This is a genomic window from Microbacterium sp. Root280D1 (assembly GCF_001428975.1).
In the GTDB taxonomy this organism is placed as follows: Bacteria; Actinomycetota; Actinomycetes; order Actinomycetales; family Microbacteriaceae; genus Microbacterium.
Genome location: NZ_LMJK01000001.1, coordinates 391,043 through 405,103 on the forward strand (window position 1 = coordinate 391,043; position 14,061 = coordinate 405,103).

Below are 14,061 nucleotides of genomic sequence, written 5' to 3' on the forward strand. Positions count from 1 at the left end.
TCGCTCGTACTCTGGAGGAGTGGACTTCCCCTACAGCCGCCTGCGCCGCTGGCCCGACGTCGAGGCCGACAATCTGCAGGCGCACGACGCGACCGACCTGCTGCTCGTCGAGCGCGCGCTGGCGCCGGACTTCTCCGGTCTCTCGGGGCGCGAGATCGCGGTGATCGGCGACGAATACGGGGCGATCACGCTCGCGCTCACGGCCGCCGGACTCGACGGCATCCGCGTGCATCAGGACCTCGCGACCGGGCGACGCGCGCTCGCCCGCAACGCCGAGGAGCTCGGGCTGACGGGATTCTCCACTCACGAGCTCGACTCCACTCTGCTCGACGGCGCGCGGCTCGTGCTGCTGCAGCTGCCCAAGGCGCTCGCCGAGCTCGAGGAGATCGCCGATGCCGTAGCGCGTCGGGCCGCCCCGGATGTGGTGCTCGTCGCCGGCGGGCGCGTGAAGCACATGACCATCACGCAGAACCAGGTGCTCGCGCGGAGCTTCGAGACGGTGCAGGCGCAGCGCGCCGAGCGGAAGTCGCGGCTGGTGGTCGCGTCCGAGCCGCGGCCGGCCCCCGCTGAGCCGCCGTTCCCGGTCGCGGAGCGGCATGACGGGCTCGTGCTCGTCGCGCACGGCGGCGCGTTCGCGGGGGCGAAACTCGACATCGGCACGCGGGTTCTGCTCGAGGTGCTCGGTCTCGATGAACAGCCGAGCCCGGCTCCGATCGTCGTCGACCTGGGCTGCGGGACCGGCGCGCTCGCCGCTTCCTACGCCCTCGCGCACCCGGACTCCCGCGTGATCGCCACCGACCGATCTGCGGCGGCCGTCGCCTCGGCCCGCGCCACGATGGTCGCGAACGGCGTCGACGATCGAGTCGCCGTCATGCACGACGACGCCGGCTCGGAGATCGCCGACGCGACCGCCGACGTCGTGCTGCTCAATCCGCCCTTCCACCTCGGCAGCAGCGTGCACACCGGGGCTGCGACCCGACTGTTCGAGGCCTCCGCCCGCATCCTCCGCCCGGGCGGAGAGCTCTTCACGGTCTTCAACTCGTCGCTCGGATACCGCGCCGAACTGACCCGGCTCGTCGGGGCGACCGAGCAGCTCGCGCGCACCCCGAAGTTCACGGTCACGCGCAGCATCCGGCGCTGATCCGTCGCCGACTGGGCGTCGTTCGGTCACACGCACTTCCCGCGGCCGAATGCTCGGGATCGGGCCGACGCAGGCGCGAACGGCCGACCGAGATCGCCGACCAGAATCGCGCCGCGACCGCGTCCGAAACCCGCGCAATCCCCCGGTCAGCCGACGAAACTGAACGGCACTAGGGATCGTGGATTTGCCCCTGACCGGCCATTTCGTTACGTTGGTTGGTGGGCCTGACGGCCCGAAGACCAGTCCGCGACCACGTCCTTCTTTCGAATGTGCTGTGCTGCGAAGAGGCGTGGACGTACGGTCGATGCTCTATCGCGGTGGATCCGAAATCCGCCGTCCGCGCCGCCACAGCTCCAACTCGAAACGGCCGGGAGGATCACCCGGGCGTAACCGAAGCAGGCTCAGCCACCCGAAGGCGAGCCGCAGGGGAAACGTGTCCGAAATCGCTCTTGAAGCGCGCAATCTGTACAAGGTGTTCGGGAAGAATCCGAGCAGTGCCGTCCGTCGACTCAAGGCCGGTGAGAGCAGATCCGCCGTCGGCGACGCAGGAACCGCCGCCGTCATCGACGCCAGTTTCACCGTGAACCGCGGCGAGATCTTCGTGATCATGGGGCTCTCCGGTTCCGGCAAGTCCACCATCATCCGCATGCTCAACGGCCTGCACGATGTGACCGACGGATCCGTCATCGTGAACGGCGACCCGATCACGGGCATCCCGTCGTCACGGCTCCGCGAGATCCGCCGCGACCGCGTCTCGATGGTGTTCCAGCACTTCGCCCTGCTGCCGCACCGCACGGTCGCCGCGAACGTCGCCTATCCGCTCGAGCTCAAGGGCGTCGGCAAGGACGAGCGACTGAAGAAGGCCGAGGAGATCCTCACCCTGGTGGGTCTCGAAGGCCAGGCCGACAAGTTCCCGTCCGAGCTCTCGGGCGGCATGCAGCAGCGCGTCGGCATCGCCCGTGCGCTCGCCGCCGACTCCGACATCCTGCTCATGGACGAGGCGTTCAGCGCGCTCGACCCGCTGATCCGTCGCGAGATGCAGGAGCAGCTCCTCGAACTGCAGGAGAAGCTGCAGAAGACGATCGTCTTCATCACCCACGACCTCAACGAGGCCATGTTCCTCGGCGACCGCATCGCTGTCATGCGCGACGGTCGCATCGTGCAGATCGGCACGCCCGAGGACATCCTCACGGACCCCGCCAACGACTACGTCGAGCAGTTCGTGCAGGACGTCGACCGCGCTCGCGTGCTCACCGCCGCGAACGTCATGGAGCGCCCGCGCCCGGTCGTCGCCGAGACCGCCGGCCCCCGCACGGCGCTTCGCCAGATGCGCGACGCGTTCATGTCGGCCACCTACGTGACCGGTCGCGACCGCAAGCTGCTGGGAATCGTCACCGACCGCGATGCCGTCAAGCTCGTGCGCCAGGGGGTGTCGACCCTCGACTCCATCATCAAGCCGGCGCCGCAGAGCGTCAGCAAGGACGAGGTGCTGATGAACCTGTTCATCCCCTCCGTCGAATCGCCGCTGCCTCTGGCCGTGGTGGATGCCGAGGGGCGCCTCGTCGGCGTGATCCCGCGCATCACCCTGCTCGCAGCCCTGGGCCCCGGCCCCGGTGCCACGGGCGAGCTCACCCTGCCGCTTCTTCCGATGCCGCAGGCCGAGATCGATGCCGTGCTCGATGACGGATGGACGGCCGAGCCGCTGCCGGTCGCGACGACGACGGAGGAGGTGCGCTGATGGATGGTTTCCGCATTCCTCTCGGCAGCTGGGTCGCAACGGGAGTCGACTGGATCAAGACGAACCTCGACGGTCTGCTCGACGTCATCTCGTTCGTGGTCAGCTTCCTGGTCGACGGCCTCACCCGCGCCCTGCTGAGCCCGCATTTCGTGGTCATCATCCTGATCGCGGCGTTCATCGCGTGGCTCGTGCGCTCGTGGCAGCTCGCGATCGGGACGATCGTCTCGTTCGGTCTGATCGTGGCCATGGGCCTCTGGGTCCCCGCGATGCAGACCCTCGCCCTCGTGCTCGTCGCCGCGGTGATCGCCGTGCTGATCGCGGTGCCGCTGGGCATCTGGTCGGCCCGCAACGCCACCGTGCGCGCGGTGCTCAAGCCCGTGCTCGACTTCATGCAGACGATGCCGGCGTTCGTCTACCTGATCCCGGCAATCGTGTTCTTCAGCATCGGCGTCGTGCCCGGTCTCGTCGCCACCGTCATCTTCGCGCTGCCTCCGGGTGTGCGACTGACCGAGCTCGGCATCCGCGGAGTCGACTCCGAGACCGTCGAGGCCGGTCAGGCATTCGGCGCCAAGCCGGGTCAGATCCTGCGCGGCATCCAGCTCCCGCTCGCGATGCCGACGATCCTCGCCGGCGTCAACCAGGTCATCATGCTCGCGCTGTCGATGGCGGTCATCGCCGGTATGGCGGGCGCCGACGGCCTCGGGAAGATCGTCGTCGAGGCGATCTCGACCATCAACATCGCCAAGGGCGTCGAGGCCGGTCTGGGCGTCGTGCTCATCGCCGTCTTCCTCGACCGCGTCACCGCGGCCCTCGGCGACCTGGGCAGCAACCGCTCGTCGCTGCTCGGGATGCTGGCGCGTCGCCGCACGCAGAAGCGTCTCGATGCCGCATCCGCCGAGGCGGACACGACGGCGACGGCATCCGCTCCCGCATCGGCCGACGCGGCCGACGCGCTGGATGCCGACGCCGAGGCCGAGCGACTGAAGGCCTCCCCGCGCCGCGCCCCTGTCGGCGGCGGCGTGCACTGACTCATCCCTTCCGCACAAGAGAACACGCAGTACACAGCAACACAGCACCTATATATACGGAACGAGAGACATACACATGAAGAAGATCCTGACCATCGCGGCGATCGGCGCCGCAGCGACACTGACCCTCGCCGGCTGCAGCGGTGACGGCATGGGCGGAACCGGCGGAGACACCGGCGGCAGCGAGTCCGGTTCGGGCGACAAGGGCACGATCACCCTCGGGTTCCTGCCCTCGTGGACCGACGGACTCAGCACCGCATACCTGCTGCAGGACCAGCTCGAGAAGATCGGCTACACGGTCGAGATGAAGACGCTGACCGAGGCGGGTCCGCTGTACACCGGCCTGGCGCAGGGCGATGTCGACATGTACCCGTCGGCCTGGCCCGAGCTGACCCACGCCGAGTACATGGAGACGTACGGCGACGACATCGAGGACCTCGGCGCGTACTACGACAACGCGAAGCTGACCCTCGCGGTTCCGGAGTACTCCGACCTGAACTCGATCGAGGACCTCGCGGGCAAGGGCGCAGAGCTCGACGGCAAGATCTACGGCATCGAGCCGGGTGCCGGCCTCACCGCGCAGACCCAGAAGATGATGCCGGAGTACGGTCTCGACGGCGAGTACGAGCTCGTCACCTCGTCGACCGCGGCGATGCTCACCGAGCTGAAGTCGGCGACCGACAAGCAGGAGGACATCGTCGTGACGCTGTGGCGTCCGTTCTGGGCCAACGACGCCTTCCCCGTGAAGGACCTCGAAGACCCCAAGGGTGCGATGGGCGAGTCCGAGGCCCTGCACTTCCTCGGCACGAAGGGCTTCGCGGAGGAGTTCCCCGAGGCCGCCGAGCTGATCGAGCAGATCAAGCTCGACGACGAGCAGTACGGTTCGCTCGAGGACATGGTCGTGAACGAGTACGGCGAGGGCAAGGAAGCGGATGCCATCGACGCGTGGCTCGAGGAGAACGGCGACCAGTTCGACTGGGTCGTCAGCTGACCTGACTCACGGGAACGAGTCCGTCCTCACGCGGGTGGACTCCCCTCCGATGGGCGGAGGATCTGTCACGGATCCTCCGCCCATCGCTGTGTCTGGGCGGGTGTATTGATGTACCGAAACAGCGGCCATGCACCCCCGTCACGATGTCGCGAGCCCCACGTCTTGTGAGTGCCGTCGAAAGATCGACGACACCCCAGACATCCTTCGCCGGGGCTGATTGCCATGCGCATCGGTCCGTTGCTCGGATCCCGGAACTCCTGCGAGATGTCCCTGTGATTCGAGGACCTCATGACAGCACCCGCACCGGCATCCGCACGCGTACCCCGAGGGCGCCGTCGCCTCCGAACGATCCTCGGAGTCGCGTTGATGGGCGCGATCCTGCTCGCCGGCGGGCTGCCGATGACGCAGCAGCCGGCAGAGGCCATCGAGGAAGCGCTGAGCACGACGCGCACCGCGACGAGCGCGACCATGAACTACCGCGGCGGAGTCACGGCCACACTGACGGTGAACCCGGCCACCACGAAGTCGGGCTCGGCCGGCGTGCAGTTCCTGGCGACCACGCCGCACAACGGATACGGCGCGACCAACGCGATGTTCGCGCCCGGCCTGGACGTCGCGACCACGCCGACGGTAGGACTCGAGGCGGGCGCCGGCATGTGCGACGGCCTGGACTTCTCCGGCTACTGCGCGAACAAGAACGGCACCCTCACGGTGGCATTCAGCCGCGCGGTCACGGATCCGATCATCGACATCTCCGGTCTCGGCGGCTACGCCCAGTGCGTGGAGGAGCGCAATACAGCCGACACGTTCTGCGAGATCATCACCGGCAACGGATTCACGATGAAGACGGATGCCGATGGTGACCGCACAGCCGCGGGCTGGATCGCCATGCAGATGGACATCGTGACACCCGGAGTGACCTTCGCTCCGATCGCCGGCGCGCAGAACCTCAGCGTCACCCCCACCACGCTCACCGCTGCGACGAAGACGAGCAGCTCGCGGTGCAACACCATGCTCCCCACTGCGGCCGAGCTGGCCGGGCGGACGATGACCAGCACCGCGCTCGCCGGCTGCGGCTCCGTCGTGCTGAAGGGCACCTTCCAGACGGTCACCATGAATCTCGGCACGCACATCCAGCGGGCGCCGGCGGCGGGTGGCTGGGCGAACGGGTACAACACCTACGACCCGGGCAAGAGCCTCGGTGACCTGATCCGACTCTCGATCCGTCTGCACGAGGACATGGGCGACGCGCCGAGCAGCTACGACGCCGCTCAGGCCGCGGTGCACGTCCAGGGGCCGCTGCGCCTCGGCGCGGGCATCACGTCGGATGCCGACGCGACGGCCAAGCCGACGCTCTCGCCGAACGCCGGTGCAGGAGCCTCGCTCGACACGGATGACGCGATAGCCGACGGCATCCGGGCTCCGCGCGCGATCCGCGGCACCGCGTACTCGTTGCCGATCCCGCTGTCGGGCACCACGTCGCCCGGCACGGTCGCCGGATGGATCGACTTCAACAAGAACGGCACGTTCGATGCGACCGAGCGGGTGCAGGCCGCCTTCCTCGCCGGTGCGACCTCGGTGAACCTCTCGTGGACGGTGCCGGGCACGGCCGTCGTGGGTGACACGTACCTGCGTCTGCGCACGTCGTTCACCGCTGCGGAAGTGGCTGACCCGCGAGGCATCTCGCAGTCCGGTGAGGTCGAGGACTACATCCTCACCCTCGCCGCGGCGGCACCCGCGATCGAGGTCGTCAAGCTCGTGAACGGCGACGACGCGAACACCGCCCCGGGAGTCGCCGTCGACGCCGGATCGGCGATGACGTTCGAGTTCCGGGTCACGAACACGGGCAATGTCGTGCTGACCGCCGTGCAGCTCGCGGATGACGTCATCGCGGCCGCCTCGATCCTTCCCGTCGGCGCGTGGGACGGCACGCTCGATCCGGGGGAGTCAGTCGTGTTCACCGCGACCTACCCCGCCCCGACCACGGGCGGCGTGCTGCACAAGAACACGGCGACCGCCTCAGGGCAGCCGGCGTCGGGCGGGGCTCGGGTGACGGACACCGATCCGGCCCACGCGACCACGCGTGAGGTGCTGGCCTCGCTCATCGTCGAGAAGCTCGGCGAAGACGTCAACGGCGACTGGGTGCGGATGGACGGGTCGGGCTTCCGGCTGCTCGCCGACGCCGCGGGGGTTCCCGGTGCGCCGGTGACTCCCGGGCTGATCGCCGGGGCCGAGGTCGGGCTGTTCACCGCCGCGGGCCTGCGCCCTGGCACGTACTGGCTCGAAGAGACGACGGCTCCGGAAGGGTTCTCACTCCTCGCCGAGCCGGTGAAGATCATCGTGTCGGCGGCCGGTGTGCTGTCGATCGCCGACGGGCAGTCGAGTCCGCAGGTCACCCTCGCCGGCAGCACGGTGTCGGTGCGGGACGTGCCGGTGTTCGAGCTGCCGGCCGCGGGCGGAACGGGGACGCACGGCTTCACGCTCACCGGAGGTCTGCTGATCGCGCTCGCGATCGCGGGCGTGGTCGCGCTGGAGATCCGTCGCGCACGGCGTGGGCGTCGCGAGGAAGTGCTCGACGCCGTCAGCTGACCCGGGTCGAGTCGTCTGCGATCGGGAGGAGATCTGCACTCGGGAGGGGGGTCCCCGGTGGATCCTCCTCCCGATCGCCGTTCTCCTCCCGATCGCCGGTCGTCTCCCGACACGGCGACTCCCGACACGGCGCCACTCGGCACGCGCAACCCCCTCTTCGACCTGTCGCACCCGGGGTTAGCCTGTGGCCGTGGACGGGTTCGCGGCGGTCGACTTCGGGTTCGCCCGCGAGGTCCTGCAACGGGGCGTCGCGGCGCTCTATCTCGTCGCGTTCATCTCGACTCTGAACCAGTTCCGACCGCTGCTCGGCGAGCACGGGCTGCTGCCGGCACCGGCGCTGCTCGACTGGATCGGGCAGAAGGAGTCACGGCGGCGGATGCTGCATCCGACCCTCTTCCTCCGCATCCGGTACTCCGACCGCAGGCTCGCACTGCTGTGCAGGGCAGGGATCGTCGTGTCCGCGGCGCTGGTCGTCGGCATCCCGCAGTGGGGTCCGCCGTGGGTGTCGATGCTGTGCTTCCTCGCGCTGTGGCTCGGATACATGTCGGTGGTCAGCATCGGTCAGACCTTCTACTCGTTCGGCTGGGAGATGCTGCTGCTCGAGGCGGGGTTCCTGGCCGCCTTCCTCGGTTCGAACGATCAGCCTCCGCCGACCGTCGTGATCGTGCTGTTCTGGTGGCTGCTGTTCCGTGTCGAGTTCGGTGCCGGCATGATCAAGATCCGCGGCGGGCGGGAGTGGCGTGACCTCACGGCGCTGATGTACCACCACGAGACGCAGCCCATGCCGGGGCCGCTCAGCAGGCAGGCCCATCTGCTGCCACGGTGGTTCCATCGCGCCGAGGTCGTCGGCAACCACGTCGCGCAGCTCGTCGTGCCCTTCTTCGTGTTCGCTCCGCTGCTGTCGGTCTGGATTCCCGGTCCCGTGCCCCAGATCGTCGGGGCGGTGGCCGCGACGATCATGATCGCGACCCAGGTGTGGCTCGTCGCGACAGGCAACTTCGCCTGGCTGAACTGGGTGACGATCGTGATCGCCTTCTCGGCGATCGGACTGCCGGGGGTGGGCGCGGCACCGCGCGACGATGCGATGGACGACACGCTGTGGCCCGGCATCCCGCTGTACTGGTTCGTGCTCACGGCGGCCGTGGGCGTGCTCGTCGTGGCGCTGAGTGGGCCCGCCCTGCGCAACCTGTTCGCGCGGCGGCAGCTGATGAACGCGAGCTTCAACCGGTGGCAGATCGGCAACGCCTACGGAGCGTTCGGCACGGTCACGAAGCAGCGGGTCGAGATCGTCGTCGAGGGATCGGTCGACGACGACGGTCTGCTGTGGCGCGAGTACGAGTTCAAGGGAAAGCCGGGCGACGTGCGACGCATCCCGGGGCAGTTCGCGCCGTACCATCTGCGCCTCGACTGGCTGATGTGGTTCCTGCCGCTCGGCCGTTCGCTCGACGACTGGTTCACGGTCTTCCTGCTGCGACTGCTCGAGGCCGATGCTCCGACGCTCGCTCTGCTGCGGTCCGACCCGTTCGACGGTGAGCCGCCGCGGTGGGTGCGCGCCGTGTCATACCGCTACCGCTTCGCGACGCGGGCCGAACGGCGCGACGGCGCCGGGGTGTGGGTGCGCACGCGCCAGTCCGTCGTGCTCGGTCCCCTCGGGCTGCGGTAGGCCGCGGCGCCCGGCGCCCGGCGCCCGGCATCCCCCACCATCGTTCCGGAGGAGATCTGCGATCGGGAGGGCACATTGCCGAGACTCACCCTCCGAATCGCAGATCTCCTCCCGCATGAGGCCGACGCCGAGCGCGGCGAAACGCCCCGGCCGGGCGCGGGGCCCGGACGGAGCGTTCCGTCTCACTGCAGACGTTCAACTGACCTTCTTGCGGTACGAGATGATCGCGAACACGTAGGCGACGACCAGGATGCCGACGCACCAGGCGAGAGCGACCCAGATGTCGGTGCCGACCGGCTGCTCGGCGAACAGCGCCTGGATGGTGTCGACGATCGAGGTGACCGGCTGGTTCTCGGCGAACCACTGCACCGGACCCGGCATCGTGTCGGTCGGCACGAAGGCCGAGCTGATGAACGGCAGGAAGATCAGCGGATACGAGAACGCGCTCGCCCCGTCGACCGTCTTGGCGTTGAGCCCCGCGATGATCGCGAGCCACGTGAGCGCCAGGGTGAACAGCATCAGGATGCCGATGACGGCGAGCCAGGCCCAGACGCTCGCCCCGGTGCGGAATCCCATCACGAACCCGACCGCGAAGATGATCGCGAGCGTGATGGCGTTCGCGGTGAGTGATGTGAGCACGTGCGCCCACAGCACGCTCGATCGGGCGATCGGCATGGAGTGGAAGCGCTCGAAGATGCCGCTCTGCATGTCGGTGAAGAGCCGGAACGCCGTGTAGGCGATGCCGGACGCGATCGCGATCAGCAGGATGCCCGGAAGCAGATAGTTCACGTAGTTGTCGACTCCGGTGCTCGTCTGCAGAGCCCCGCCGAAGACGTAGACGAACAGCAGCATCAGGGCGATCGGGGTGACCGCCGTCGTGATGATCGTGTCGGGGCTGCGGAAGATGTGCCGCATCGAGCGGCCGGTGAGTGTCGCCGTATCGGCGGCGAAGTGCGTGCTCATGCTGCGTTCTCCTTTCCGGTGGTCGAACCCGACTTCGGTCCGATGAGAGTGAGGAAGATCTCCTCGAGGGTGGGCTGCTTCTCGACGTACTCGACCTTCGCCGCGGGCAGCAGCCGCTTGAGGTCGGCGAGGGTGCCGTTGGCGATGATCCGACCCTCGTGCAGGATCGCGATGCGGTCGGCCAGCTGCTCGGCCTCATCGAGGTACTGCGTGGTGAGCAGCACGGTGGTGCCGGTGTTCGCGAGCTTCTTCACCACGTCCCACACCTCGATGCGGGCCTCGGGGTCGAGACCGGTGGTCGGCTCGTCGAGGTAGATCACCTCGGGATTCCCGACGAGGCTCATCGCGATGTCGAGTCGGCGGCGCATACCGCCGGAGTAGGTGCCGACCTTGCGGCCCCCGGCATCCGTCAGCCGGAACGTCGCGAGCAGTTCGTCGGCCACCGTTCCGGGGTCGGGCAGGTGGCGCAGCTGGGCGACGAGCACGAGGTTCTCGCGTCCGGTGAGGATCTCGTCCACTGCGGCGAACTGACCGGTGAGGCTGATGCGCTGACGGACGCCGAGGGGGTCGGCGGCCACGTCGATCCCCTGCACGGTGGCTGCGCCGGCATCCGACTTCAGCAGCGTCGAGAGGATGCGGACCATCGTCGTCTTGCCGGCGCCGTTCGAGCCGAGGAGGGCGAAGATCGTCCCCTTCTCGACCTCGAAGTCGACGCCTCGCAGCACGTGGAGGTCCTTGTAGGACTTCTCGATGCCGCGAACGGCGATCGCTGGTGCGTTCATGATCGTGACTCCTTCTTCTTCGCGTCGTCGACCGCCGTGACGAGGCGGGCGCGCTCCTTGTCGATCCAGTGGGTTCCGCCGTACGCCTCGGCGTAGGTCTCGGCGAACGAGACGGGGTCGTCGCCGACGATGTCGTCGATCGGGGTGCCGTCTATGGCGGCGCGCTCCCACAGATCGGCGAGGTCGAGGAAGATCTGCACGAGGATGTCGCCGTCGGTGATGCCCCCGTAGTACATCGTGTAGCGGTGCTGGGCGTTGGCGACCGTGCGATACGGCTCGGGGAGGGCGTCGATGCGCTTCTTCGCATCGCGGTACTGCTTCTTCTGCTCGAGCGATCCGGTGAGCGCTTCGATCCACTTGGCGGCCATGTCAGTTCTCCTTGTTGTTCGTGTTCGTGCTGTTCGTGCTGTTCGTGTTCAGCTGTTCGATGTGCTCGGAGAGGAAGCTCCACGTCTTCCAGAAATCCTCGAGCTCCTGCGTGCCTGCGGCGTTCAGGGAGTACACCTTGCGGGGCGGTCCCTTCTCGCTCGGGACCTTCTCGACGTCGACGAGCTTCTTCTGCTCGACGCGCACCAGCAGTGCGTAGATCGTGCCCTCGGCGATGTCGGTGAATCCGTGATCGCGCACGCGGCTGGTGATCTCGTAGCCGTAAGCCGGCTGCTCGGCGAGGAGTGCCAGGACGATGCCCTCGAGTGTGCCCTTGAGCATCTCGGTCATCTGCTTGCCCATGAGAGCCTCCTTTCGTTGGTTCGGTACTCAGTGTTGCTGGGTACCGGTACAAAGTAACACTGAGTACCGGTACTTAGCAACACCGAATACTGAACTTTCTCGGGAGCCGCCCGGTGGCCGCGTTGACGGTCGCGCTTCGTGCTGCGCGGGCTGCTGCCGCCCGGATGGCCGAGCGATCCGCGGCCGGGCTCAGTCGCGAGCGCGGCTCAGTCGCGAGCGCGCCGCCAGGGCAGCAGCCGGTCGAGGAACCGCCGCGGCGCCTCGGACACCACCGTGGGCGGAGCGACGGCGAACTGCACGATCTCCTCGGCCCCGTGGTGCACCAACCGATACAGCGCGGTGCCGATGAGCACTCCGAGCGCGATCGACATGATCGACAGCAGCGCCGCCATGAAGTCGGCGAGGCCGCTGTCGGTGGCGACGGCCTCGGTGAGTCCGACGAGTCCTGCAGCACCGGGTACGAGCAGCCAGAACGCGGGAAGGAACGTGATCTGCGCCGGGACGCCGCGGCGCAGCGAGGCGATCCAGAACACCACGAGTGCCATCGCCACGGCCCCGACGAATCCGCCCAGGGTCGCGCCGAGCAGCGCGGTGCCGACCCACTGTCCGATGTACGCCACGACGAGCGCCAGCAGCACCCACCCGAATGTCGAGGTGGGGGCCGAGAAGTGCAGATAGTTGCCGAGCGCGAACACCAGGATGCCGATCAGCGCGACCCACCACGGTAGGAAGGATGCCGCTTCGAGCGGCTCGTAGGAGCGCGATTCGACACCCACGACGGTGCCTGCCGCCAGGATGCCGAATGCCAGCAGAGCGAGCTGCACGAAGCCGTAGATCAGACGCGAGGCGCCCGAGATCATCTGCCCCGCCGCGAGCTCGACGGTCGCGGCCGTCAGCACGCCTCCGGTCAGGAAGGTGACCAGCGGGGCGATGAGCAGCCGGATCGGATCGCCGATCTCGATGACCTCGGCGAGCAGGAACACCGCGGCGGCGCACACGAACACCGCGGCGGCGCACACGAACGCCGCGGCGATCGGCATCACGAGCTGCAGGGTGGGCGAGCGCACGAGCTTGAGCAGCCCGATGCCCGCACCCAGCACGAAGGCGACGATCGCGCCCTGCCAGGTGGGGGCGAGCAGCAGCGCCAAGCCGGTCGTCAGCACGGCATGCCCGAACGTGCGGGTGACCCAGCCCAGCCGTGGACGCATCGCCCCGATCTCGTTCAGGCGACGGATGCCGTCGAGCGGCGACACCGAGGCGGTGCGCGCCTGCGCGATCAGCTCGTACAGGGCCGCGATCTGGTCGAAGCGGAACGAGGCGTTGGTCGCCGACCGGATCGCGACTCGCGACTCCTCGTCGTCGCCGTCGTCGATCGATCGGTGGAAGAGGGGCAGATGATGCGGTGCGCAGCGGTCCGAGTCGTACGTCGCGTAGAAGCTCACGATGTATGCCGCGTCATCGCCCGTCGCCGTGCCGACGAACAGCACTCGAGGTCTCTCCTTGCGGGTGAGCCCGAGGATGTAGTCGTGCGTCGGATCGTTCCGACGCTCCATCATGGCCTTGCCTGCGCCCGTCGCCACCACATGAGACACGTCGCCACCCCCGCTGTCGTCTGCGAATGCGCTCAGCGTATTGGGGTTCGGGGCGCTGCGGGGGGTGATCTCACCCGGGCGGGGCGACCGCCGCGATCAGCCGTTCAGGCGCGCCACCGCGACCTGCGCCTCGAGCAGCGGCAGGGTGCGATCGGCCTCGGGCTGCGGGCAGATGTCGAGGGCGTTCGCGAGTTCGAGAGCCAGCGCGGCGTGACCGGCGGCGTTCGGATGGAACGGGTCGCCCATCAGCCCCCACGGAACTCCGCCGTTGCCCAGCTCGGTGAAGCGCGCGTGCTGGTCGACGAGGATCACGTCCTCGGATGCTGCGACGGTGCGCACGGCATCCGCGAACTCGGCGATCCGGGCGCGTTCGGGCGCGTTCGCCGTGTCGATGGTCGGCGGGGTCTGCAGCACGGGGATGGCCCCCAGCGCCCTGACCCGCGCGACGAACTCGCGCAGTGAGCTGGCGTAGTCGTCGGCTCCGATGACGACACGGGGCCCGCCGTCGGAGGCATCGTTCGTGCCGATCATCAGCGTCACGAGATCGGGTCGCCATGACGCGACGCGGCGGTCCCAGTCGTCGAGGATGTCGATGATCCGGTTGCCGCTGATCGCGGTGTTGATCACGATGTCGCGCACACGCCCGAGCTCGCCGCGGATCAGCTCGTGCAGATGTTCGGAGTAGCTGCGCCCGCCCTGCGTGTGCAGCAGGCCGTGCGTGATGGAGTCTCCGGTGATGACCCAGTTCAGCGGCTCGGCTCCCGCGAGGGAAGCCGCGATGCGGCGGAGGTCGGATGCGGCGGAGGCAGCGGAGTCAGCATTCGGCACGCCCTAGAGCCTAGCGG

Annotated in this window: 12 protein-coding genes; 6 read left to right on the forward strand and 6 right to left on the reverse strand. The window is 68.4% G+C overall.

Annotated elements, in window-relative coordinates; all coding sequences use genetic code 11:
• Nucleotides 1–19: 19 nt before the first annotated feature.
• The 6 genes from ASE34_RS02030 to ASE34_RS02055 all read left to right on the forward strand — a co-directional run bounded on the left by ASE34_RS02030 (nt 20) and on the right by ASE34_RS02055 (nt 9,150).
• A complete protein-coding gene (locus ASE34_RS02030) occupies nt 20–1,141 on the forward strand; it encodes a class I SAM-dependent methyltransferase (RefSeq protein WP_056275949.1) in 1,122 nt (373 codons plus the stop codon).
• A 433-nt stretch (nt 1,142–1,574) separates the two neighbouring features.
• A complete protein-coding gene (locus ASE34_RS02035; RefSeq protein WP_056275952.1) occupies nt 1,575–2,879 on the forward strand; it encodes a quaternary amine ABC transporter ATP-binding protein in 1,305 nt (434 codons plus the stop codon).
• On the forward strand, nt 2,879–3,907 hold the full coding sequence (locus ASE34_RS02040) for an ABC transporter permease (RefSeq protein ID WP_056277616.1): 1,029 nt from the start codon (nt 2,879–2,881) through the stop codon (nt 3,905–3,907). The genes ASE34_RS02035 and ASE34_RS02040 overlap by 1 nt, the downstream gene beginning before the upstream one ends.
• A gap of 76 nt (nt 3,908–3,983) precedes the next feature.
• Nucleotides 3,984–4,898: a glycine betaine ABC transporter substrate-binding protein gene (locus ASE34_RS02045; protein ID WP_200955144.1), complete on the forward strand. Its 915-nt coding sequence runs from the start codon at nt 3,984–3,986 to the stop codon at nt 4,896–4,898.
• A 288-nt stretch (nt 4,899–5,186) separates the two neighbouring features.
• Entirely contained in the window at nt 5,187–7,487 is a 2,301-nt protein-coding gene (locus ASE34_RS02050; protein WP_157538052.1) for a GEVED domain-containing protein, read from the forward strand.
• Nucleotides 7,488–7,677: 190 nt separating this feature from the next.
• A complete protein-coding gene (locus tag ASE34_RS02055) occupies nt 7,678–9,150 on the forward strand; it encodes a lipase maturation factor family protein (protein ID WP_056277619.1) in 1,473 nt (490 codons plus the stop codon).
• A gap of 195 nt (nt 9,151–9,345) precedes the next feature.
• Here ASE34_RS02055 and ASE34_RS02060 read toward each other — a convergent pair whose 3' ends face one another.
• From ASE34_RS02060 to ASE34_RS02085, 6 genes are all read right to left on the reverse strand, one after another.
• Entirely contained in the window at nt 9,346–10,113 is a 768-nt protein-coding gene (locus ASE34_RS02060) for an ABC transporter permease (protein ID WP_053098370.1), read from the reverse strand.
• A complete protein-coding gene (locus ASE34_RS02065; RefSeq protein WP_056275960.1) occupies nt 10,110–10,895 on the reverse strand; it encodes an ABC transporter ATP-binding protein in 786 nt (261 codons plus the stop codon). Before ASE34_RS02065 ends, ASE34_RS02060 begins: the two co-directional genes overlap by 4 nt.
• Nucleotides 10,892–11,263, reverse strand: a complete 372-nt coding sequence (locus tag ASE34_RS02070) for a DUF1048 domain-containing protein (RefSeq protein WP_053098372.1) — start codon at nt 11,261–11,263, stop codon at nt 10,892–10,894. The genes ASE34_RS02065 and ASE34_RS02070 overlap by 4 nt, the downstream gene beginning before the upstream one ends.
• Nucleotide 11,264: 1 nt before the next feature.
• Nucleotides 11,265–11,624, reverse strand: a complete 360-nt coding sequence (locus tag ASE34_RS02075) for a PadR family transcriptional regulator (protein ID WP_056275962.1) — start codon at nt 11,622–11,624, stop codon at nt 11,265–11,267.
• A 206-nt stretch (nt 11,625–11,830) separates the two neighbouring features.
• A complete protein-coding gene (locus ASE34_RS02080) occupies nt 11,831–13,216 on the reverse strand; it encodes a threonine/serine exporter family protein (RefSeq protein ID WP_082586471.1) in 1,386 nt (461 codons plus the stop codon).
• Nucleotides 13,217–13,312: 96 nt separating this feature from the next.
• Complete coding sequence (locus ASE34_RS02085; RefSeq protein WP_056275968.1) at nt 13,313–14,044, reverse strand: SGNH/GDSL hydrolase family protein; 732 nt, start codon at nt 14,042–14,044, stop codon at nt 13,313–13,315.
• Nucleotides 14,045–14,061: the final 17 nt, after the last annotated feature.

What these genes read in the sequence shown, in the direction of transcription:
- ASE34_RS02060 (WP_053098370.1), bottom strand. Translation starts at nt 10,113, where the DNA reads ATGAGCACGCACTTCGCCGCCGATACGGCGACACTCACCGGCCGCTCG.
- ASE34_RS02075 (WP_056275962.1), bottom strand. Translation starts at nt 11,624, where the DNA reads ATGGGCAAGCAGATGACCGAGATGCTCAAGGGCACACTCGAGGGCATC.
- ASE34_RS02065 (WP_056275960.1), bottom strand. Translation starts at nt 10,895, where the DNA reads ATGAACGCACCAGCGATCGCCGTTCGCGGCATCGAGAAGTCCTACAAG.
- ASE34_RS02040 (WP_056277616.1), top strand. Translation starts at nt 2,879, where the DNA reads ATGGATGGTTTCCGCATTCCTCTCGGCAGCTGGGTCGCAACGGGAGTC.
- ASE34_RS02050 (WP_157538052.1), top strand. Translation starts at nt 5,187, where the DNA reads ATGACAGCACCCGCACCGGCATCCGCACGCGTACCCCGAGGGCGCCGT.
- ASE34_RS02045 (WP_200955144.1), top strand. Translation starts at nt 3,984, where the DNA reads ATGAAGAAGATCCTGACCATCGCGGCGATCGGCGCCGCAGCGACACTG.
- ASE34_RS02070 (WP_053098372.1), bottom strand. Translation starts at nt 11,263, where the DNA reads ATGGCCGCCAAGTGGATCGAAGCGCTCACCGGATCGCTCGAGCAGAAG.